The sequence below is a fragment of the Saccharibacillus sacchari genome, assembly GCF_037722395.1.
Classification (GTDB): domain Bacteria; phylum Bacillota; class Bacilli; order Paenibacillales; family Paenibacillaceae; genus Saccharibacillus; species Saccharibacillus sacchari_A.
The window spans coordinates 85563-105420 of record NZ_JBBKAR010000018.1 but is presented as its reverse complement, the minus strand read 5'-3'; the positions used below and the strand labels follow the sequence as shown (position 1 = coordinate 105420).

21 protein-coding genes, 1 rRNA gene and 1 riboswitch are annotated in these 19858 nt (G+C 50.5%); all 22 genes read right to left on the bottom strand.

Annotated features, from left to right (window positions below; all coding sequences use genetic code 11):
- Nucleotides 1-93, bottom strand: a 16S ribosomal RNA gene (locus WKI47_RS06260); the annotation flags it as partial.
- 737 nt (nt 94-830) lie between these two features.
- A complete protein-coding gene (locus tag WKI47_RS06255; RefSeq protein WP_340226316.1) occupies nt 831-2222 on the bottom strand; it encodes an NCS2 family permease in 1392 nt (463 codons plus the stop codon).
- A 151-nt stretch (nt 2223-2373) separates the two neighbouring features.
- Nucleotides 2374-2473, bottom strand: a riboswitch (purine riboswitch).
- A 248-nt stretch (nt 2474-2721) separates the two neighbouring features.
- Nucleotides 2722-3090, bottom strand: a complete 369-nt coding sequence (locus tag WKI47_RS06250; RefSeq protein WP_340226312.1) for an MmcQ/YjbR family DNA-binding protein — start codon at nt 3088-3090, stop codon at nt 2722-2724.
- 63 nt (nt 3091-3153) lie between these two features.
- Nucleotides 3154-4203 (bottom strand): hypothetical protein, encoded by a 1050-nt coding sequence (locus WKI47_RS06245; protein ID WP_340226311.1) that lies wholly within the window; start codon nt 4201-4203, stop codon nt 3154-3156.
- Complete coding sequence (locus tag WKI47_RS06240) at nt 4200-4811, bottom strand: DUF1349 domain-containing protein (RefSeq protein ID WP_340226310.1); 612 nt, start codon at nt 4809-4811, stop codon at nt 4200-4202. The genes WKI47_RS06245 and WKI47_RS06240 overlap by 4 nt, the downstream gene beginning before the upstream one ends.
- Before the next feature lie 138 nt (nt 4812-4949).
- Entirely contained in the window at nt 4950-5126 is a 177-nt protein-coding gene (locus WKI47_RS06235; RefSeq protein ID WP_340226309.1) for a hypothetical protein, read from the bottom strand.
- Nucleotides 5127-5167: 41 nt separating this feature from the next.
- Nucleotides 5168-5359, bottom strand: a complete 192-nt coding sequence (locus WKI47_RS06230) for a thiocillin family RiPP (RefSeq protein ID WP_340226308.1) — start codon at nt 5357-5359, stop codon at nt 5168-5170.
- Nucleotides 5360-5427: 68 nt separating this feature from the next.
- Nucleotides 5428-5607, bottom strand: coding sequence for a thiocillin family RiPP (locus tag WKI47_RS06225; RefSeq protein WP_340226307.1), 180 nt, complete (start codon nt 5605-5607; stop codon nt 5428-5430).
- A gap of 74 nt (nt 5608-5681) precedes the next feature.
- Nucleotides 5682-5861 (bottom strand): thiocillin family RiPP, encoded by a 180-nt coding sequence (locus tag WKI47_RS06220; protein WP_340226306.1) that lies wholly within the window; start codon nt 5859-5861, stop codon nt 5682-5684.
- Nucleotides 5862-6035: 174 nt separating this feature from the next.
- Nucleotides 6036-6800 carry an ABC transporter permease gene (locus tag WKI47_RS06215; protein ID WP_340226305.1) on the bottom strand — a complete coding sequence of 255 codons (765 nt, stop codon included), beginning with the start codon at nt 6798-6800 and terminating at the stop codon, nt 6036-6038.
- 6 nt (nt 6801-6806) lie between these two features.
- A complete protein-coding gene (locus tag WKI47_RS06210; RefSeq protein WP_340226304.1) occupies nt 6807-7529 on the bottom strand; it encodes an ABC transporter ATP-binding protein in 723 nt (240 codons plus the stop codon).
- A 14-nt stretch (nt 7530-7543) separates the two neighbouring features.
- A complete protein-coding gene (locus WKI47_RS06205) occupies nt 7544-8176 on the bottom strand; it encodes a hypothetical protein (RefSeq protein ID WP_340226303.1) in 633 nt (210 codons plus the stop codon).
- 2 nt (nt 8177-8178) lie between these two features.
- Nucleotides 8179-9681: a hypothetical protein gene (locus WKI47_RS06200; RefSeq protein WP_340226302.1), complete on the bottom strand. Its 1503-nt coding sequence runs from the start codon at nt 9679-9681 to the stop codon at nt 8179-8181.
- A gap of 3 nt (nt 9682-9684) precedes the next feature.
- A complete protein-coding gene (locus WKI47_RS06195; protein ID WP_340226301.1) occupies nt 9685-10263 on the bottom strand; it encodes a hypothetical protein in 579 nt (192 codons plus the stop codon).
- A 27-nt stretch (nt 10264-10290) separates the two neighbouring features.
- The gene (locus WKI47_RS06190; RefSeq protein ID WP_340226300.1) at nt 10291-11517 is read right to left on the bottom strand and encodes a YcaO-like family protein; all 1227 of its coding nucleotides are present in this window, start codon (nt 11515-11517) and stop codon (nt 10291-10293) included.
- Nucleotides 11489-12184: a lantibiotic dehydratase C-terminal domain-containing protein gene (locus WKI47_RS06185; RefSeq protein ID WP_340226299.1), complete on the bottom strand. Its 696-nt coding sequence runs from the start codon at nt 12182-12184 to the stop codon at nt 11489-11491. Before WKI47_RS06185 ends, WKI47_RS06190 begins: the two co-directional genes overlap by 29 nt.
- Nucleotides 12174-14366 (bottom strand): hypothetical protein, encoded by a 2193-nt coding sequence (locus WKI47_RS06180; RefSeq protein ID WP_340226298.1) that lies wholly within the window; start codon nt 14364-14366, stop codon nt 12174-12176. The genes WKI47_RS06185 and WKI47_RS06180 overlap by 11 nt, the downstream gene beginning before the upstream one ends.
- A gap of 12 nt (nt 14367-14378) precedes the next feature.
- Nucleotides 14379-15290: a site-2 protease family protein gene (locus WKI47_RS06175; RefSeq protein WP_340226297.1), complete on the bottom strand. Its 912-nt coding sequence runs from the start codon at nt 15288-15290 to the stop codon at nt 14379-14381.
- Nucleotides 15291-15359: 69 nt separating this feature from the next.
- Nucleotides 15360-15536 (bottom strand): hypothetical protein, encoded by a 177-nt coding sequence (locus WKI47_RS06170; RefSeq protein ID WP_340226296.1) that lies wholly within the window; start codon nt 15534-15536, stop codon nt 15360-15362.
- Nucleotides 15537-16142: 606 nt separating this feature from the next.
- On the bottom strand, nt 16143-16745 hold the full coding sequence (locus tag WKI47_RS06165; protein WP_340226295.1) for a response regulator transcription factor: 603 nt from the start codon (nt 16743-16745) through the stop codon (nt 16143-16145).
- A 1-nt stretch (nt 16746) separates the two neighbouring features.
- On the bottom strand, nt 16747-18159 hold the full coding sequence (locus WKI47_RS06160) for a sensor histidine kinase (RefSeq protein WP_340226294.1): 1413 nt from the start codon (nt 18157-18159) through the stop codon (nt 16747-16749).
- A gap of 596 nt (nt 18160-18755) precedes the next feature.
- Nucleotides 18756-19679: a polyprenyl synthetase family protein gene (locus WKI47_RS06155; protein ID WP_340226293.1), complete on the bottom strand. Its 924-nt coding sequence runs from the start codon at nt 19677-19679 to the stop codon at nt 18756-18758.
- Nucleotides 19680-19858 lie beyond the last annotated feature (179 nt).

Genomic DNA, 19858 nt, shown 5'->3' with positions numbered 1-19858 from the left:
AGAGAAGCAAGCTTCTCATCAACTCCGCTCGACTTGCATGTATTAGGCATGCCGCCAGCGTTCGTCCTGAGCCAGGATCAAACTCTCCATTAAAGTTGCGAATACTTTCGCAACCGCGACTCGATTGCCTAACCCCTTCAGGCAAGAGCAATCGACGAAGCGATCACTTCGGTCTTCGCTTTAAAAGAAAGCACCATGTGCTCGTTTAAAACGTGGCGATTCTTGATTACTCAAGAACCTTTATTCTCACGATGATCTTCATCATCGCGACTCACTTACTGTTCAGTTTTCAAGGAGCAAACTGTGTTTCTCGCTTCTGCCGCTCAGTGTTTCGCTCGCAGCAGCAACTCTTATATATTAGCATGTTCGTTTCCGTTTTGCAAGTCTTTTTTGAAATCTTTTTTTTCAGCTTCTTGCGAAGCTTAATTTCCGACTTCATTTCGACCCGCTCACTTGTTCGAACCGCACCGGCGCTCTCTCAAGGCCGTTCCTAGACTATAGCACGCGCTTTAAAGCAAAGCAAGCTTTTTATTCAAACGTTTTATAACATTGATTAAGTTTCTTTATATACGGGATCTAAGCGTCTTTTGATGACCTTATATAATCGTTCACTTCATAAGTAAGCGCAAAAGCCTAAAGCTGTCTTATAGGCGAACTCCCCACCTATTTCAACGCATATCTACTATATGAAGACAAGGAACGGGGAAACGTAAAAACAGCTTGTCTCAAGTTTGAGACAAGCTGTTTAATCCGATCGTTTTCCCTTTTGATGTTTTCTCTCTATAATAAGGCTCTCTTTTTATAAGTTGCTGGGTGATCCCAAGGTACGATTATTCTCCGCCGAGGAATACGTAGCGTGCGAGTACCAGAACGGCCAGTACCCACATCAGCCAGTGGATCTTCACTTTGCGGCTTGTGAACAAGCTGCTCACTCCGCCCAATACCACGTAAGACAGAATGCCGATCGAGATACCGTTTGCGATACCGTTTGTGAAAGGCATGAAGATGATCGTCAGGAAAGCAGGAATGGCGTGCATCATATCGTCCCATTCGATGCTGCGAACTTGCGAGATCATCAGAACGCCGACCATGATCAGTGCCGGAGCGGTCGCTGCCGAAGGTACGACCAGTGCCAGCGGCGCAATGAACATGGCGAGCAAGAACAGTACCCCTGTCGTCACGGAAGTCAGACCCGTACGTCCACCTTCTGCGATGCCTGCCGTGCTTTCTACATAAGAAGTGATTGTGCTTGTACCCAGAACCGCGCCTGTGCTGACGCCGACTGCGTCGACCAGCATTGCTTTTCCGATCTTTTTCTCGCCGTCTTCTTTGTTCTTCATCAGTCCGGCGCGTTCAGCTGTACCGACCAGCGTACCGAAAGTATCGAACAATTCAACGAAGGTGAAAACGAACACGATCTCGAACAGGCCGAGTTGCAATGCGCCCATAATGTCCAATTGGCCTACAGCCAGATCGCCGAACGAAGGCAACCAGTTTCCCGTGGACAGGCCGCTCAGATTGGTTACGCCCATAGGAATACCGATCAGCGTAATCAATACGATCCCAATCAGCAGTGCTCCACGAACGCGCATCACCATCAGAATGCCGATAATGAAGATCCCGATCAGGGAAAGCAACGTATCTTTCTGATGCATGAAGTCGCCGAGCGCAAGCTGGAAGTTGGAACCCAACACCGTTACCGGAGCTTGTAGCTGCGCAACGTCGGTGATCCCCGTAACCGTTGCAGAAGCGGAAATGATATTTCCAAGCTTCATCCCGATGATGGTAACGAATAAGCCGATACCTACGGTGATTGCCGCCTTGATTGAGGACGGCACCGCCACAATTAACATTTGTCTAACCTTGGTTACGGTCAAAATGATGAAAATGATACCGGAAATGAAGACCGCGCCGAGTGCGGCCTGCCATGTGATCGCGCCGTTCGAACCCAAAACAACGGTCATGAAATACGCGTTAAGACCCATACCCGGAGCCAGTGCGACCGGAATGTTGGCGAACAGACCCATCAGGATCGTTACGAGGCCCGCGCCTACCGCTGTTGCGAAGAACACGCCGGAAGCCGGGATGCCCGCGCCGTCCGGACCGAGGAACGAAATGTTCACGATCAGGATATAGGCCATTGTGATAAAAGTAGTCAGACCGGCAATGATTTCCGTTCTGAATGTCGTGCCGTGTTCTTTAAGTTTAAAGAACTTTTCCATGTTACCCATGTTGCCCGTTTGCCCCCTCTGAATATGAATACGTCAGACCTTGTGGAACGACAAAAGAGACCGGGTTCGATCGCCCCCGGTACTCCTTAGAACTGAGAAAACGCGGAACGTTGCGCCGGACGATGGAACGTCATGGCCGCAAGGTCGCTTTTTCCCGTTTCGTAGAGAGATCATTTCGGTGATCACGTAGAGACTTCCGAGCCTATCCCCGGAATTATACGAACACTATTTCAATTGTCGATTACCTTATCCGCCTTGCGAGTACCTTGAACATTAATAAAGTACCGGTCGGCTTCACAGGTTACATTCTAGGACAGCAACAAAATCTTGTCAACAAAAAAACGAATGATTAAAAGAGGGTTTTATTTAAACGTTCGTTAATTATCCAAAAATCCGCCAATAAAAAAACGTTTTATCCGAGATTGACCTGCTTGTCGTCTTTTTTTCTTAACAACATTCATGCAAAATTCGAAACAAAATGTTGATTCCATTATGTTAACGGCGGCAATTCGTCCCGGACTTTCTTGGGTAATCCGCGCCGCACCAACTCATAAGAGTGACGAATCATGCCTGCGACGAACTCGGCGTCCAATCCTTCTTCTTCAAGCAAGATACTGTTCCAGTGGGATTTGTTCGAATAGTAGCCCGGAACGATCTGCGTATAGCGCTCCCGATACTCTTCCGCCAACCGAGGGTCGCACTTCAGCGTCAAAATCTCCCGCCCTTCGCTGTTCTGCCCCCGCATCCCGAAGTATTTACCGCCAACCCGATAGAGCAGACTGCCCCATTCTTCTTTAAAAAAAGCTTCGGTTCCCGGCAGCGCCAGGCTCGTCTCCCGAATCCACTCATCCGTAAGCATTGATCCTTCCTCCTTCGTAACCTTTCTTCCAATCACATATTCTGCGGCTTTAACCGTTTCCCTTCAAAATCCGGAGCTAATCCACCAAGCCGATCGCTCATACAAACCTTCACGCTCCAAAATGGCCTGTACCGCTTTATGTTTACCGCCTTTCGCCATCGCAACAGACAATTTATCGGGGCGACGTGCTGCAATCAATCGTTCGAACGCTTTCGGCTCCAATGTCTTCACATCCCGGAAAGCCAAGCGTTTCAACTGCGGAGCCGTCACTATCCAATCCAGATCTTCCAGTCCCACATTGTTGCAAACGACCGATTGGAGCGCCAGAAGATTTTGCAGATCGGGCAGTGTTTTCAATAGCGGCTGGTCGACAAGCTCAAACCGCTCAAGCTTTGTCAGATCCGCAAGCACGTTCAATTCCGCAAGCTTTTTGGCTGACCTGATTCTGAGCTTTTTCAATCCCGGCAATCCGCTTAACCAATCCAGACTCTCCACTTTCCCCTGACCGATCGACAAAGACGTCAGCTTCGGCAGCTCGCCCAAAAACCCTAACTCTTCCAACGGAATGCCGTGCACATGCAGTTCTTGAAGAAAATGAAGCTCCCGAATACTCTCAATCCCCTTTTTATGGCCGTCAATCGCAAGCTTCTCCAGTCTGCCAAACCGCCGGAGCACCGACAAATCAGGCTTTTTGGAACGGGTTTTGCCTAGTCGGATTTGCATCAAATCACTCGTCACTCCGTAAAGCGCATCGAAAGAGCCTATGTCAAAAACATCCAGTTCCAGCTCCCGCAACTTCGAAAGACTGCCGAGATGTTCCCATCCCTGCGCGCGCGTGGAACAATCGACCGATAACCGTTCCACCTGAGGCAATTGGGTCAAAACGGACAGATCGGCGCTTTGCAGGTGAAACCCGTAAATCCGCAGCGTCACATCCGGACGTGCGGCAAACAACTCTTCATTAAGCAGATGCAGCATCCGGGTCCCCGGAACCTCGGCTTCGCTATACTGCACGATACGCAGCTCCGGCTCCGCGGCAAGGTTGCGCAGGTCGTCCGCCGTCCATGTTTTCTTCAATTGAATACGACCGCCCATACCGATCTCTTCGATCAAGCCAGGTCACCCGTCTTTCGCGTATGCTCTTTGACCTCGAAACTATGGAACGTCGCCTCGAAACCGCCTTCCGTCCCCGGACTTGCCGCATAAAGACCAACCTTGAGCGCTTGACCGTCCGGGCAGCGCAAATGGGCGATCCGAAGCTGCTCCCATTCTTCGCCTACCGCCCGCGCGTAAATCAGAAAATCGTTTCCTTCGCGCACGATCTTGAATTGCAGGCGCTGCTTGAACAGATCGGCTGCGGCGTTGCGCGTCGACCAGTCCGAATAGCCGTCCCGCGTGACTACGGCTCCCAGATGCGACGGCGCGTTCGGAATGTATTCCACGGACGTCTTCAACCAGTTGTCGCCATTCACTTCAACGAACAGTCCGGCTTGATCGAACGTATAGCGAGGGTCCATCTCCAGTTCGGTCACGGCTTCGAAGTCTCCGGCGATCTCGTCGTACAGCACATGCCCGTTGTAGCGTTCGAAGCCGTAGTGCGTTTTCAGCCAAAAGTCGGTGTCCGGCAACGTATGCAGCTTCAAGCTTTCCCCGCTCGTCTCCAACATTTGCGGCTGCGTCATGATTCGAAGTTTATCGACGGCGTTCGGTATGTATTGCATATGGTTTCCCCTTTCGGTCGTTAGGATTGGGATCATGCGAATAGCTTCAGTATATCCGATTTGCGGTCGGCGAAAAAATAAAACGGCCTCCCCGGCATCGATGCCGGGAAGGCCGTTCGGATCATAACTCGTATACGTCTACTTCAGGCTCGGATTCGTCAAACGAATATTCGAGACCGTTCCGCAACTTACGCAGAAAGTCAGCAGCACTTCCGAGCCGGTGAGCGCCATTTTGCTTTTTTCGGCGTCTTTGACCTGCATGTGTTGAATCGCTTCCTTGAACTCGGTGCCGCCACAGTTTGAACAGGTTTGCATAAGTACCACTCCTTCTAAATGATTGGAAAAGCTATTTTCGGTTAGCCCCCTGCGGAAGAGAAAGAAGCCGCCGACGATACGGAAGAAGCGCAGGAGCCCGCAGTAGCGAACGAAGCACTGGTCGACGCGCTGGAAGCTGTCGTAAAGCCCGCCATTTCGTTCAAATCTACTTGTTCTTCGATGTAAAAGTCCAAATCATTATGTTTGAGTTCCTCTTCGAAATGTTTGTTCATATTTAATTCGCTCCCTTTATATAGTTTAATGTACTATCATTTGACTTGCAAACTTCCGCCATTCGAGCTTAACCGAACGATGAAGCAGAGCTTGCCGACGAACTGGAGGACGCGCAGGAGCCGATCGTCGATGCGCTGCCGAAGCAACCTGCCGATGCCCATGTGCCCGCTACTTCGTTCATTTCGATTTGCTCCTCGACGAAAATGTCGTCCCCGTCCGCGATCAAGTTCAGTTCTTGCTTTTCCATGTGTAATTCCTCCTAATGAATAGTTAATTGATTTGGATGTTGCCGAGTTCATTTCGTTGATTGCCGCGTTCGGCTTAGCCGAAACTCGAAGCTGTGGTCAGCGTGCCTACCGATGATCCCGGGCAGGAACCCGACGACGTAGACGATAGCGTGCCCAGCGAACCGGCTACTTCGTTCATTTCCAACTGCTCTTCCACGAACACTTCGTCCATGGCTTCCAAAAACTCGACTTGCTCCAACATATTCTTTTCCATGACGGATACCTTCTTTCTTGAATAGGGTTTGGGAGTTGATTTAGGTCAAATTCCGGTTATTGCCTGCCTTGCGGAGAAAAGGTCTACTCGTGGATCTCTCCCCGCTAAGGCGGCCTCGCCGACCTTCGATGCTTGGCGGATACGGCCCGAACGCTTCCGCCGTGCGAGCGGCGATCAAGCGCGTTCGTTCGCATCGGCGATCTTGAACGTTTTGAGGGCGGCGAACCACAGCACCGCGCACAGGCCAACCAGGATCAGCAGGTACTGGTAAGTCGGCAGCCAGGTGCTTCCGATCATATCGAGCTCGAACAGCGTGATGTCGTTCATGATCATCATGGGATTCCAGAACAGGAACTTGTAATACATTTGCGGATTTTGCCCCTGCGTCATGGCGAGCATCGACGGCATCGTGATACTGAACATGAGCAGCAGCGTGATCGGCGTCAGGAACGCGACGACCTTTTTGCTTTTTTTGAAAAACGAAGCCAGGACGTAACTTGCCGGATACAAGCAGAGCAGCGTGACGTTGGAGAATGCCCAGATCATGATCAGCGAGTTCAGGTCGATGCCGACGAGCAGGTCGTAGCAGGCCATGAAGAATACCAAGAAAATGTTGAAGATGATGAAGATGCCTACGGCGACGCCCATAAAGTAATTGTTCAGCTTGAGGTCCGTCCGCTTGAGCAGCAGGAACGTGCCGTCTTCTTTCTTTTCCGAGAGCAGCAGCACGTTCAGCGACAGCGCCAGGCTGAAGATCAGAATCAGGATCGAGAACGGCATGAACTGCGATTTGATGATCAGGTCGGCCGTTTCTTTGTTTTCGATGGTGTTGCGCAGCACGAGCGCGAAGACCAGAAAGATCATTGGAGCCATGATATTGCCGATTACCGTCCACTTGTTGCGCCACTGCTCCAGCAGATAGAATCTCGCGATGTTCATTACCATTTAGCTCACCTCGATGTATTTTCCCGTCAGGCTGTAGAAAACGCCTTCCAAGCCTTGGAACGGGGAATTTTTGTATTTGTCCAGCAGATAAGCAGTTTCGCCGGTTTCAAGCACTTTGCCTTCGTCGAGAATGACCACGTCGGTGAACAATTCCTGATAGCCGGAAATCTCGTGGCTGATGATGATCGCGAGCAGGTTTTGCGCGGCAATCTTTTCTTTGAGATGGCGTTCGAGCAGGAATTTCTTTTCGATATCCAGCTCGGCGAACGGTTCGTCCAGCACCACGACCGACTTATTGAGCAGGAAGGTCAGGTACAGCGATACGGCTTTGCGTTCCCCGCCCGACAGGTTCTCGATCAGTTGGTTTTTGATACGGTCCAGCGACAGCAGTTCGTACAGCTTGGGATCTTCCTGCGCGTTGGACGTCGTCATGGCGAAGAAGGACAGCACCTCTTTGACTTTTAAAAAACGGAAGCTGTTGAAGCTCTGGTATTGGAAGATCGCGTTCGGTTGCAACTCACGCTTCTCGCCGCCGTCCAGCAGCACGACCACGCCTTCGTCGCTTTTGATGTTGCCGGCCAAAATGTTGATGAAGGTACTTTTGCCCGCACCGTTTTTACCGAGGATCAGATACGTGTTGCCGCTTTTGAAATTCAGGGACACATCTTGGAGAACGTTTTTCTCGCCGTACCGTTTGCTTATTTTCGTGACGTTCAGTTCCATGTCTTTCGCCTCCTTTATTCGATCGCAAATGCGAAAATCGGAATCTCGTCTTCGCTGCCCTGGAACACGGAATAAAATTCGATCGGCGACAATCCTGCGAACACCGTTCCTTTGATGCCGCGATTGGACGCCAGAAGCGAACATTGATGGCCGAAAAATCCGCTAAGGATCATCAGGTCCCGGTAGTACCGGTCGCGCATTTCTTGTTCTTTGAAAAAGTTCAGCTTCCAGACGAAGAACAGGACGGCTCCGGCATCGTGCATTTCTTCCTGGATGTACAGCGATTCGCGGCCGATCGGTTCGTTCAGCGCTCTCGCTTGGAAATTCCCTCCGCCGTAGCGGTAAGCGACCGGCGCTTCGGACGCAGGATTTACCACGCCGACGTTGTCGATCACATGCAAGGACAAAGCTTCTTCCGAGATGTCCATGCCGGTTCTCAGTTTGTCGAAGTAGGACGCGAATTGTTGCAAATCCGCTAGTGTCAGATGCGCTTTGTTGCGGTCGAAGTAACGGAACGACTCACGGGCTGCGATGTCTTCTTCGCGAAACGGGAACAGCACGTCCGGAAGCTCGTTCAGGCGCAGTCCCGGCAGGTAGCCGTCCGCCCCGATGATATTGCTTGTCTCGTCGATCATTCTGCCCAGCATGGTTACACCACCTCGATTACGTAATTGATGAGTTCGTGCGTCGTTTTGATGCCGAACAGTTCCAGCAGCTTTTTCTCGTCGAAACGGGTCACGACGTTATAACGGACGCCGGTCACTTGGGCGGCGGTCGCGAACTGCGACAGCAGCACGCCGAGATTCAGGTTCGCCACTTTGAACGAAAAGTCGTTGTATTTGCTGCCGATCATGTCCACGTCGCTGGCCGGTACGACCAGAACGCCCGATCCTTTGTTTTCGATCTCTCCACCGAATGCCGCTTGTAGCCGCTCCCGGTCCAGCCGGTCGATCATATAGAAGCTGCCGTCCAGATTGGAGTAAAAGTATAAGCCTTCGCCTTCCAAATACGCGGGATTCATATTGACGATATACAGCAGATTGGAATTGATATTGCCGCCTGTCGGACACATCTTTTTGGGCATCGGGCCTTCTTTTTGCTTATAGCCGACCAGATAGTTCGCCAACTCCGTGATTTTGGGATCGAGGTTGGCGCCGTCGGTCTTTTTCCAAAGGAAGGAACGTCCGTCACCGATCGTCAGCTTGGCGTTAGACGCTTTGTAATGCGCCAGATGCGACGTTTTGTTCAAGTATTTGGTCGCCGGGAATCCGACGCGGTCTTCGTAAGCGCCGATCAGCGAGTCTTCGCCGAGATAATGGCCGTAAGAGATCGAGACCACATTCGATTCGGACAAGTCCGCGCTGACTTCGATGTAGTTTTTGAGCAGCAGTCGTTCGCCGAACTTGAAATATTCTTTGAGCGTGTGCAGGAATATGATCCGGCCGAACGCTTCGTCATATCCGGCTTCGCGCGCTTCGAGCGGCGGATTCTTCAGCTTTTCCGCCAAGTAGCGTTCTTTATGGACGGCTTTTCGTCCGAGCAGCGGGCCGATCTGGAGCGCTTGCCGCGAATGCGAGAACAACAAAACGTCGTTCGTCGGCAGGACTTCGTCGAGCTGCGGTTCCCAATCGTCGGACGTCACGTAGACGACCAGGTCTTTGCCGCTCAGCTCGCTTTTTGCGATCGGCGTGATTCCGCTGTGCGTCAGGCGGCGGCGAACTTCTTCGGCCAAAGGCGATTCGCCGGAGGCCAACACGCAGACGCGCTTTTCGCTTAGCAACTGATGCAGGTCTTCTACGCTGTTGTAGTTTTTGTTTTTGGACATGTTTTTGACGAAATATTTTTCCAAGTGGCTGAGCGGTTCATAATCGACGTAATCGATCAGGCACCCTTTCGCGAACAGGATTTCCAGTACCCGCATAACGCGTTCGGCTTCCAGCCCGCTTGCGGCAACCAGTTGCTCAAACGTGTTTTTTCGGCTAGACAGCAGCGGATACAGTCTTTGCAGCAGATCGCCGACCGCGCTTCCGTTGAGCTTGAACACGCCGCCCGGCGAACCGTATATCGTAAAGCCGTTGCCGCGGATAAATTTCAGCCCCGGCAGCAGGAACGGGTATTTGGGGAATTTCACCATCGGATCGTTGAACATCATGGCTTATGCCCCTCCTTTCGCGCTAAGCAGCAGCTCAAGTTCGTTGGACTCGTACAGTCTGAAATCGCATTTCGGGCAACCGGTATAGCCGGCGCGCTGCTTGGGCACGAAGAACGAATCGCTAAGCAGATAGACCGTCTCCTGATTGCGGAACTTGCCCGAGCGGAGATTGTCCAGCAGCTTGACCGCGAAGATTTCAATCTCCTCGTCGAGGACGGAATCGATCTTCTCGAAGCCGCAGTAGCCGTACACGGCATCATACATTTCGTTGTAGCCCTGCATCTCTTTGTGACGCTGGATCATGCAGGAGGTGCAGACTTCCCCAGGCCCGTAGGAGGGTTTGAGGGAGCCGAACACGAGCACTTTGTCGGTATCGAAAAAGACCGGGACGATCTCGCCTTCGAAGTCGAAGCTCTGCTCCAGAAAATGATCGATATACAGACCGTCGTAGACGACCAGCAGCAGATCGGCGTCGGGGCGTTCATGCAGCGGATAGTCGACCGGGAAAGCCCCTTTCGCGCTTAAGGACTCGGCGATTTTTCTTCGTGCGTTCCCGATGCCGGTCACGGCGATTTTTTTCATAAAGATTCTCCTTTCGGTATAAGTTTATTAAGAAAAGGCCAAAGGCTTGTCGTTAATCATGGAGAAATCGAAGCTTCCGTATTGACGTTCGGCGTAGCCCTGGATGCGTCGGCTGTCCAGATAGCGGGAACGGTGCACGAACGAGATCGGTTGCAGCGTCGGAATGGTCACTTTGACCGCGCGCAGATCGTTTTCATGGCATTCGCGGTTGGTCATGTCCGTCACGTAAATCTCATGGCCGACCGCTCGCAGCGCCTCGACGAGGAAATCCAGTTCTTCCTGCTTGCCCAAACCGACGGTTCCGGGATCGAGCGGCGCTTCGCCGTTATCGTCGAGGAAGTCGAAGTGGTCGGCGTGGTCCTCATGGGCCATGTACAAAGCGCCCTGATCGACCCGGTAAAACTCCTGCACGTCTTCTTCGATAATATTGCGGTTGCGTCCGACGCTTTCGGAAAGGCTGAAGATGACCGACAGCAGCTCTTTTTTCAACTTGCTGATCGCTTTTCCCGAATCGATATGCGTCGAGAACATCAGCACGTTTTTGATCTCGCGGTTATGCCGGGTCGTCGCTCGCAGGCAGAATGTCTTCACGCCTTCCACGGTGCTGGCATCGTACAACCGGACGGTTCCAAGAAAGTCGCTGTCGAAGACGTCGACATCGAGTCCGTTTGCTTTCGCGTCGATCTCTTTGAGCGGAAGCTTCAGCAGCCAGGTGAGCGCGATCGCGTCCCGTTCCACCACTTCGTAAATACCGTTGAGGATCGCGTCCGAAAAGTTCGTATGGATCGCGCAGCCGGTGGAGATCGGGTTGGTCGTGCCTTCGCCGTCGTATTTCTTTTTGGTGAACAACGTGACGTGCTCTTCCGGGATATAGACCGGCTTGCGCTGCGTCAGGTTGATCGATTTCACCCAACGCATCACGCCTTTTTGACGGTAATTTTTATTGAAGCTGTTTTCCGAATCGCTCAACTGCGGGAATAGCGCGAGATCGATCGCTTGGTCTTTCAAGTCTTCCAGGCTGCCGATCAGGCTCGGCGCTACGGTCCGGCTGTTGCACAGCCGTTCGATCGCTTCCATTTTGGACAGGAAACTTGCTTGTTCGACCGTATCTCCGGTGCCTGCGCCGTACAGTTCCCGTTCGGAAACGACAGAGGAAGTGCGTCCGATGCGCGAAATGTAGATCCGGGTATTTTGAATGCCTTTGGCCGGGAAACATTCGTAGGTTTTAAAGAAATAATGATCCAGGGACTTCATGGGGACTCTCCTCCTTCATTTTCAAAAACCATTTGATAATCGCCGCTTCTTCCGCGATCGTGCAGTTCATTTTATTGAGCGTCATATGAATGAATTGGAAGCATAGCCGGTCTTTTACCGTATCGGGCATGGCGGGAATCCCCGGGGCGACGAACTTCTCGATCAAACGTTCGAGCTTGGCGTCGAGCGTTTGATCCCGGATGTCCGTTTGCGGCGAGGCTTGAATCCGGCTGATCAGGCGTCCTCCGGTTCCGTTTTCCCACCAAGCCACATGGAATTTCAGATAGCGCACGTCCATACGGTCGAACGCATGCAGCAGTTTGCGAGCGGTCAGCAGCATCGTCATCCGGTCCACGCGGCCGTGCTCCACCAGATAAGCGGACAGCGCCACCGAATATTCTTCGTACAATTCCAGCGAATCGCCGTACACGTTGTACTCCGGATCGTAGATCTTTTCGACGACTTTGCAGCCTGCGAACAAGTCCCTGAGCAGATTCAGGTACTCCCGTTTCTCTTCCGCGTCGCTCAAGAACAAGCGAAGCCGGACATGAAAGCCGTTATAGTCGATATAGTTGATAAAAAAGGATTTGCGGTCGAGACGGTTGCGGTTCAATGTATCCAAAAATTGCTCGGGGCTGATCCCGTAAATATGAAAGCTATACCACATGTTCATCACCTTCAACGATAAATTGCCCGTATTCGACGCAGCGGCCGTTTTCGCCGTAAGCTTGCGCATTGGGGAAAACGCCCGTCACGCCGAATGTCTTGCCTTCTTCCAACATCTTGCGCAGCAACTTGATCGATACCGGCGAATGCAGCGACATCCACACCGGTTTGCCCGGCAGCGCGAATCCTTCTTTTTTTTCTTTGATAAAAAAGTCGAACGGATAACCGCCTTGCTCGAACAATCGCGTCAGTTTTTCCGCAAAAGCGGCGTCGCTCGGACGTTCTTCGCCGATCTCAAGCTGGTCCAGCTTCAGTTCGTATTCCGGCCGGAACGGGACGTTGTAGCTTTTGATCTTCGCGTATTCGACCTTCCACGGATGAATCAGGTCCATCAGGATGCGCTTGGCTCCTTGGAACAAGTGGAAAGGAACGGTTCCTTGATACGTCAGGTTGACGCGCTCTCCCCGATATTCGAAGCACAGTTCGCCGTCTTCGGTCAGCGCGGTCCGGATTCGGGCGAAATCGGCCGGCCATTTGACCTGGGGCAGATTGCTTTTGCCGACGTCGATCTTGTTCGAGATTTCTTCGTCGATCACCACTTCGTACACCGGGTACGGTCGGGTGAAGATACGCCGGCAGTGGTTGCGATACTGCTCCGCGAGCTCCGGGGAGAAAGCGTCGGCATCCCGGGCGATCAGATGTCCCGAGCCGGAAGCGATATTGTTCAGCACCAGATTGGAAGCTTGGTCGAGTTGGAAAAAGAGCAGCATGTTTTTTTTCTGATCCGGTACGGACGGGTATTGGTAAGCGGTATGATCGAACGATCGGTCAAGCAAATCCTGCTTCACCATGCAAATGATCTCCAGCAGATTGCTGCCCGCGAACCGCGCATGATGAGTTTGAATATAATTGCGGATGCTTCTTCCTTGTTCGTTGACCGAAAGGAATTCCGACAACAATTTTTTCTGTCGATCCGCCGGGATCACGGGGAAATCGAAATCTTCGCGCCGGATCACGTTATGGTAGAAAAGCGGCATCTTGTTCAGCATGGCAGGCAGATCGACCGGATACTTGCTTGCGAGCTTGTCCGCGATATAGCCGATCAGCTCGCTTCCCGGATCATTGCGCTTCAGCGTACCTGATGCGGCCGATTGAAATCGATCGCGCCAGGACGTTCCGAACAATTCTTCGACCAGACCCAAGAACAAGGCATCGTCGTTCAGGTACAGGCCGTAAGCCGGAACCGCGATATTGTTGGCGATCAAGCTGTCGATATCGATCCGCTTTTCCTCGCCGACCAACCGCTCCAATTCCGCATAGCTCAACTGCGCCGAACCCTCCTGCATGTTTTCGTTGAGCGCCACATACACTTTTTGATGCAAAATGTCTTCTTGTTTCAACAGCCAGCCGAAATCGCGATGCAGCATCTGTTTTTCGAAATACAGGCCTATGACGCGGTCGTCGGCATCCCGCACGATCGGCGAGAACGTATAGGTCAAACGATGACGCCGGTTTTCGTCCATGGACACGGCTTGCAGCAGCAGCGTTTTGATCAGCGTGTTCAATCCGTATTTCGCGACTTCCGCGGACTTCGCATCCCGGTAAGTCGTCACGCCGAAGTGGCTAAGCGGACTCGTTTTGACCGTGGCCCGTTGCACGTAGTTGTACCGGGTTTCCAGACGCGAGCGTTTGGTGCGTTCGCTGCCTCCGTTTTTGCTTTTTTTGCCTAATCCCTGTTCGTAAAAGTCGGCATTGGTATACTTGAGCGCTTCCCGGAAAAACTCGTTCTCGAAAAAGGTGTCCATCGGGTCGGGGCGCCTGAATTCTTCTTCGATCTCGCGTCGCAGGCTTACCAGCGCTTCGGCTTTCAAGGCGTATTCGTCCAATAGCGCAACCGTGTCTTGCAAAGCGGGATACTGCCTGAGATCGGAGCGTTTCTTTTCGTTGACCAGCAGCTTGCCGCCTTTCAATCGCATTAGCAGCTTAAGCTCCGCTTGCCGACCTTCCGCGTACAATCGCTGTTTGGCGAATTTGATCTGCTCCTCGATCGTCCTTCGCAGCTCCGACAATTCGTTTTCCGTATGGATGATCGATCGGAGACTGCCCAGCTTTTCGCTTTTCAGCAGCTCGATCTTATCGAACGGAAACAACGACTCTCTTTTGAATAAAATTTCCGCCTGCATGGGTGTTCCTCCTCATCCACGTAGTATGTGATAAATATTGATTGCGAACGTGACCATCAAAGTTGCGAGAAATCCGTAAAAGACGAGGCCGTAAGCCAGATAAGCGAAGCGAACGCCCCGGCCTGCTTGCAGAAGGCTTTCCTTGATCTTCTTGCTGACTTTCAGCTTGAACTTGGTGTAAGCGATCGCGTTGGCCCGGAAGTCCGGCTTTTTGATGAGCGAGAGCAGGAAGATCGTGAAATCGGTCGGCAGCAGCAGATTGTAGTTGAAGAACAGCATCGTCAGCTGCAAGCTGAACGCGATTGCGTAGATCGGCTCCTGGAAGTTCAGGAACAGCAGCATGTACGCATTTGCCAGCAGCACGTCCGCCAGATTGCCCGCTAGCGCTACATTTGCTCGTTTCAGGTTGTGTCCCGTCGCCAGGATACGCACATAAGCAATCGGGAAGAAGTAGTATTTTAAGCGGAAGCCTACTTTGATAACCTCGATCTGCTGCATCCTCGCCGCGATGATATGGAATACTTCATGGACGAACAGGATTCCGATGAAGAAAAGGATTGCGCCTTGAATGCCGGACATCGTATTCAGCTCGGTCGCGAATATCTCTTTATGATTTAATGATAGAAATATGATACTGAAAAAAGATAATATAATGCCGGCAACCATCCATCCGAGCAGCTTCCCGGCGTTGGTTTCTTGTTTGAAATTCAGGATGTCGTTGATGCGGTTCCTGTCGCGGACCTGGTGATCCGCGGGAACCAGATAACCGATCTTGACCAGCGAAGGCGGCTGTTTTTTGAGAAGCATCGCTTCGTCCAACTCCAGCCGACCGGTGATGTAATACCCTTTTCCGTTTTCCCGATTCGAGAAGAAGTAACGGTTATCGCCCATCGTCTCTACGACGAAATTTTCGTTTATTTTCATGAGGGGACTCCTTGTTTGGAATAAGACATCAGCCGTGTTTTATTTGCCTTGTGATATGCAGAAGATCCTTTACCAATCTACTAAGCGTTGATCCATGCTGTTCCAGATATTTGTTTTTTTATTTTTGTCGTTAAAAACTTCTTTAAGTAAATAGTTGGTATTCCCTGATAAGCAACCATTCAAGTCGGCCAGTTGCAGATTTCCGTTCTTCAGTTCTTGTATGTATTTCCAAATTTCGTTGTTCATGTGTGATGACCTCCTGTGCTTTGTTGAACCTAGTGTACGACAGGGTTCGGATTCGAAAACGAGTATTTTGTGCAAATTTGAATAAAATCGAATAATAAAAAAGCCCGTTGCGGGAACGGGCTTTGAATTGCCGGGAAAGTTACGCGGGCGGGGGAAGCGAGAAGACTGCGAGAGAAATTCAGTTCAATTCGCTGTCTCACTTGGAAAACGGGATTGGAATTTAAGATGTGGTTTTCCAAGTTCAAAGTCCAACACTTGATGGGTGTTACCGCAGGTTTTCTTCGAAATCCTGTATTTCACTGAATTTCTCTCTCCGTCTTCTCGCTTCCAGCTACGTTGGGGTTTCTTGGCGCTTCAAGCCTGTTCGGGCGAAGGGCTTGATTATGATCGAAGGTGGAGGATGGGGAACGGCTTTCGATCTAAAAAGAAAATATTAGTTTGGTCGACACTAAAGGCAAGCTACTATTAGCTGGACTAAGTTAAATGTGAGTTTACGCCCGGCTGAGATTTCGTACCTTAACCGTGCACGAAGTCTCCGACGGAGAAGCACCTAAAGCGTGTGCTTTTCAGTCGAACGTAAACCTATGACTAAGGTTGGTCAAGCTACTATGTACGGTAATTGACGCTGATTATGCCTAGCTCGATGCCTTTGACGATTGCGGATACGGTGGAGTTTACCTGAAACTTTTCGTTGATCATCTGGATATGGTTATTGACCGTACGCCTGCTGATGAACAGCTTATCGGCTACGTCCTGCTGTCGCAGTCCTTCGGCCATGAGTTGCAGCACTTCTTTTTCTCTTGATGTCAGCGGTACGACTTCGGAATCGGAAGCGCTGCGAGGGAAGATCATGCCTCCGCGAATGACGCGTTCCACCTGATCGATCAGATCGTGAATCGAGATATTTTTGTTAATGAAGCCTTTTGCTCCGATCTCGATCGCCCGGTTATGATATTCGAGCAAGTCGTATCCCGACAGGAACACAATCTTGAGGTCCGGGTACTCCTGAAGCACCTCCTGTGCCACTTCGAGTCCGTTATGGTCACCCATGTGAATATCCAGCATCAACACGTCCGGCATTTTTTGCGATAATAGCTTCGACAATCCTTCCGGCGAAGTCAATACCTCGAATTTATCCACGCGTTCTTTTAAAGAAATCTCCAGACTTTTGGCAAACAGTTTATGATCGTCAACCATAATCAAATGCATGTTATTCCCCCATCCTCTCAAGCGGAATTTTGAAATGAATATGCATGCCGGCATCGGCATTGTGCCTAATCGTCAACTCTCCGCCCAGTGCGTTCATTTCCTGCTTTACGGAAAGAAGCCCCACATGGTTGCCTTCGACGGGCGCGCTTAACTGACGTTCGATATCGAAGCCTTTTCCGTCATCGATAATGTCGCCCAACAGTACGCCTTCTTCCGATATTTCCAGCGAGACGACAATTTGGTTGGCTTCGGCGTGCTTGACGGCATTTTGGAGCAATTCTTTGACGGTACGGAAAACGGTATACTCCAGTTCTTCTTCCACCTCAAGATCAATCTCGGCATCCAGTCTGATTTTAAGATCAGGCTGCCCGACAGCTTCTTCTTGAAGTTTTCGGCATAAAATGCTTAAGCTCTGGTACAAGCCCAGATCTTGGAGCGTCGTCGGATACACGTCGAACATCTTGTCGCGAATCGAGCCGTTCAACTCGTCAAGCGTATCGATGATGAGCGCTCGGATTTCCGGATCGACGCCGCTGATCGCTTCGCACATATGGCGCACGGCCAAAATCGATTGCAGGATATCGTCATGCAGGTACAGGGCGATCTCTTTGCGAATTTTCTCCGTACTGCGAGTCACGTAAACGTTCTGGTAATCCTCATAGCGCAAGCTTGGCAGGTAAACGTAACGTCGCTGGTTTTCCTGCAAGATTTCGGTCGTTTTGAAAATCTCGCAAACCGTATCCGCCAGTAGCGATAGCGTCTCGACTTCCTGCACCGTAAACTTGCCGCCGGACGATTTGTGCCCGACGATCATCCATCCGTTAAGTGCTTTCCTGTAGAGTAGCGGAAAAGCAAAATACAGTTCTCCGTCGATCGTCACGTTTTCGATGTGTTCGTGCAATTGTCCCTGATTCAGTTGATCAAGCGAAAAGTCTTCGAAAATGCCGCTTTGTTCCAGAATGTAACTGCGGTCTTCTTCCTTCCAAATAATGAGCGTTCCGTCCAGCGGCAGCGTTTTGTCGATCAACTGCTTGATCAACCCACTGAGCGCCGTCAGATAATGGTCGTACGTAACTTTTTGCAAAATATCGAGACGTTCTTTTTCCATATTCTCTTTGGCCCGGCTTATCGTTTGCAGTTGACGCTTTGATATCGCTTTTTGTGCAGCCAGATAAGCATACATGGTTACGGAACCTACAAGCAGAAGGAGCAAAGAATCGAACAAAGTCAATTCGATGACATAATAAGAAAAACCGACAAACAACATCGTCCCTGCCAGAGCAATAGACGCTAGTCGCAAAATAAGCATGTAATTATGCCGGGTCTGAAGCCCGCTTCGCTTAATCAGGATATAACCGACCACGATCGGAAGAGCGATCATCATATAGATGGAATAATATCGGAATTCCGGCAAAAACCAGAACCTTAATAACAAATAACTTAAAAGGAACGGTACAAAAGACACAAAAATAGCTGCGTTCAGAAGCATTCGCTCCCGATTCAAAGTTCGTCTTTGCCTGGTTCGGTAATGCATAGAGATACGGATGCAGGCGACAATGCCGAATATGACATGAAAGAAAAATACGTATTTAAGTAGCGTTTGAAAACTCAATAAAGCAATCAACGTTGCGGCAGCAACATTCAATAGCCAAAAATTCCAGCGGTAATATTCTTTTTTTCGAGGAAGTTCAGTGAAGTACACAAAAAACACAAATAAAAGATTAGGCGCAATGCTCATAAGGACCAGTCCGATTCCGACGTAAAAGTACGAAGGGGCATTGATTAAAATCATGATCCACGCCGAAAGGTACATAAGCAGCAAAAATAATAAACTGGATGTGGCTTTTGTCGTACACAAATAGATGAACGTACCGAGCAGCGTAAGCAAAACGGCAAAGCAAATATCCGTAAAGAAAGACTCCAATCTGATTTGCGACGGATAAAAGTACAGGATGACCACGAGCATAAGGAGCGCATTGATCGGGATAAACCCCATACGCTTGGCGGCGATCACGAAGCCTCCAGATAAAGAAGCCGGAACAATATCTCGGTTTGTGCCAAACGATCCGGAAACTGCTGGCTCAACATTTCCCGGCATTTCTCTTTGTGCAATTCCCGAATGAGATAACAATATTCCAGCGCGCCCGAATCTTCGATAACGGAACGAACCGATTCCAGCGTCCCTTCGCCTGATGCGTAAGAGCACATAATCCGGCTTCTTTCCGCAGCAAGGCGTTCATCTTGCACATCGACCGCTTTCAAAATCGGAAGCGTAGGCCGAAGCATAAGCAAATCGCTTTTGGTTTCGGCGTAAAGCCCGGCCATGTCGTTGGACAATTGGAAGGCCAATCCGGCATAATCCAGAAATTCGTCCCAGAACGTCATATTGCCTGCATCGCCGCAAACCGCCACGAGTTTGAACACGCTTGAAGTCTTCGGCAAAATATGCTGCATATACTCACGTTCCGAAATACCGTCCGCCGCCGTTCGGTTGATATCCGTCCATTCCCCGCTTAAAGCGCTCATCAAATAATGTTGAATCTGTTCGCTCTCGTCCGGCAAAAGACGCTGCAACTGCCCAAACGACTCGATCAAAATCTCGGTGAACAAAATCAGCGTGTTGGCTCGGCCAATATGACGCTCGACATGGGGGTCATCCTCGTCCACCAGATTATCCAGCATCCGCGAAGCGAAACCGATCAGTTCCAGGTCCGCGGCGATTTGTATGGAAGGCGGCTGTTTTGAAGCGTTACCAAGCTTATGAATTTGAATATAAAATTTTCCCCAGCTGAAGCGGTTCATGTTTTCTTTCAACTTCAGGATATGTAAAATTGGTTGTTCGGATAAACGATCGTATTTTTTGAATAACGGCCTTTGCTCGATTTCAAGACAGATCTGCTTCATGATGCTTTCTTCGCCATGGGTTCCCGACACCTCGTACACCTTCCCCTCTCGCTTACTCTCTTTTCCTTTTTTTCATTTCCTTATTGTACCTGCTTTCTTATACCTGAGCAAAGCGAGCAAGCAATCTCTTTTTCAAATTTCCGCAAACGTTATACTTATTTCCCGTTGAAGTTTCTCTATAGGCCGGATTATAATAACGCATATTAAAC